This is a genomic window from Micromonospora sp. M51 (assembly GCF_018070305.1).
Taxonomy (GTDB): Bacteria; Actinomycetota; Actinomycetes; order Mycobacteriales; family Micromonosporaceae; genus Micromonospora; species Micromonospora parva.
Genome location: NZ_JAGPXZ010000879.1, coordinates 1 through 2,304, shown reverse-complemented (window position 1 = coordinate 2,304; position 2,304 = coordinate 1). Strand labels below are relative to the sequence as shown.

General features: G+C 71.8%; 2 protein-coding genes and 2 pseudogenes. All 4 read right to left on the bottom strand.

The annotated features are described in order from the left end of the window. Window positions 1-219: pseudogene (locus tag KBX53_RS30120) on the bottom strand (mannose-6-phosphate isomerase); the annotation flags it as partial. Continuing rightward, a complete protein-coding gene (locus KBX53_RS30115; protein ID WP_030331539.1) occupies window positions 216-401 on the bottom strand; it encodes a Trm112 family protein in 186 nt (61 codons plus the stop codon). The gene KBX53_RS30115 and the pseudogene KBX53_RS30120, both read right to left, overlap by 4 nt. 61 nt (window positions 402-462) lie before the next feature. Beyond that, on the bottom strand, window positions 463-1,848 hold the full coding sequence (locus KBX53_RS30110) for a phosphomannomutase/phosphoglucomutase (protein WP_210863067.1): 1,386 nt from the start codon (window positions 1,846-1,848) through the stop codon (window positions 463-465). Between the two features lie 70 nt (window positions 1,849-1,918). Next, window positions 1,919-2,304 (bottom strand): annotated as a pseudogene (locus KBX53_RS30105) (hypothetical protein); the annotation flags it as partial.

Sequence of the window (2,304 nt, the reverse complement as noted above, 5' to 3'; positions counted from 1 at the left end):
GATGCCGGCGATCACGACGGCTCGGGGCCGCCCGTCGTCGGCGAGCACGGCAAGGTTCGCCTCGGCCGCCAGCGCGGCGCTCTCCCGAACCTGCGCGCCGGCCGACGCCGTGTGCCGGAGCATGCCGCCCGGGTCGGCCTCGGCCAACGCCTGCGCGTTGTCGAGCAGGGCCTCGTCGGCGTCGCGGCGTCCGCTGACCCCGGCCGTACCGTCGATCATGAGGGCTGCCCGGGGCCGCCGCGCGCCTCGTCGAGCAGCAGCACCGGCACGTCGTCGCGGACCTCGAAGATCCGACCGCACTCCGTGCAGGTCAACGTCTGCGCCTCGGCGTCATAGCTGAGCGGGGCGTGGTGCGTGTCCGGACAGGCAAGGATCTCGAGCAACTGCGGATCCAGGGCCATGGCACGGCTCCTTCCACGTGTGCGGCTTCACCGACGGCGGTGCCGACCGGCGCAGGCGATCTTATCGGCGAACGCGGTCGAGCACGTCGTCCCGGAGCGAGACCATCCGATCCCGGGTCGGCGCCTCGACGTTGAGCCGCAGCAGCGGCTCCGTGTTGGAGGCGCGCAGGTTGAACCAGGCGCCGTCGGGGAAACGCAGGGTGAGCCCGTCCATCTCGTCGGCAACCGCGTCGGGGTACGCGGCGCGCACCTCGGCCACGGCAGCCGCCTGGTCGGACACCGTCGAGTTGATCTCACCGGAGGCGATATAGCGCTCGTACTCACCGGCCAACACGGACAGCGGCAACGACTGCTCGCCCAGCGCCGCCAACGTGTGCATCGCCGCCAGCATGCCGGTGTCGGCGAACCAGAAGTCCCGGAAGTAGTAGTGCGCGGAGTGCTCGCCGCCGAACACGGCGTTGGTGCGGGCCATCTCCGCCTTGATGAAGGAGTGCCCGACCCGGGCGACGACCGGCTTCCCGCCGTGCTCGCGGATGATCTCCGCGACCGCGCTGGAGGTGATCAGACCGTGGATCACCGTGGATCCGGGGTGCTTGGCCAGCTCCCGGGCGGCGACGAGTGCGGTGATCGCCGACGGTGAGACCGGCTCGCCGCGCTCGTCGATCACGAAACACCGGTCGGCGTCGCCGTCGAAGGCCAGGCCGATGTCGGCCCCGTGCTCGACCACCGCACGCTGCAGGTCGACCAGGTTCGCCGGGTCCAGTGGGTTGGCCTCGTGGTTGGGGAAGGTGCCGTCCAGCTCGAAGTAGAGCGGCACGATCTCCAGCGGCAGCGGCGACAGGGCGGCGTCACCCAGCACTGTCGGAACGGTGAAGCCACCCATGCCGTTGCCGGCGTCGACGACCACCTTCAACGGGCGGATGCCCGAGAGGTCGACCAGCTTGCGCAGATAGCCGGCGTAGTCGGGAAGCAGGTCGCGCCGCTCGGCGGGCCGGGTGGGCGCACCGGCGGGACGGGCGTCACCCGAGTCCAGCATGGCCTGGGCCCGGTCCCGGATCTCGGCCAGACCGCTCTCCTGGCCGATCGGGCGGGCACCGGAGCGGCACATCTTGATGCCGTTGTACTGCGCGGGGTTGTGGCTGGCCGTGAACATCGCGCCGGGCAGGTCGAGCGAGCCGGACGCGTAGTAGAGCAGGTCGGTGGAGGCGAGACCGATCTCGATCACCGAACGCCCCTCGGCGCGTACGCCGGTGGCGAAGGCGGCGGCCAGGCCGGGTGAGGTGCCCCGCATGTCGTACCCGACGACTACTGCGTCGCCCGGCTCGTCGGTGGAGTTGAGTAGTTGGGTGAACGCGGCTCCCAGTGCCTCGGCGACCCGCTCGTCCCACTGGTCCGGCACCGTCCCGCGGACGTCGTACGCCTTCACGATCTGGGACAGATCAGACACGTGTTCCACTCCTTGGCCGCAGGTTAGACACCGATCCTGAGCCTAACGGAGGGGGCGGGTCGTACTCCGCTCAGCCGGGGAGCCGGGGTATGAACACGGTGTGGCCCCCGCCGTCGGTGGGCGGGTCACCGGGCAACGGCCGACCGTCGGGCTGGCCCGGCATCGGCTGCGTCGCCTCCGGGGGCGCGGCAGGGGTCTCCGGCCGGGCACCGTAGACGCCGCCGGTAGCGGGACGCGGTGCGGGCACCGCACCCCAACCGGCGGCCGGCGGCTGCTGGCCGTACACCTGACCGGGGCGACCGGGCGCGGCCGGCAACCCGCCCCCGGCGCGGTAGGTGGTGCCGCCGGGGTTGCCCGGCAGGATGCCCGGCCCGTCGTCGGACGGCTTGCGGTCCTGCCGCGAGCGACGGATCAGCAGCACGATGAGCAGTAGTCCGACTGCCACCAACACAATGC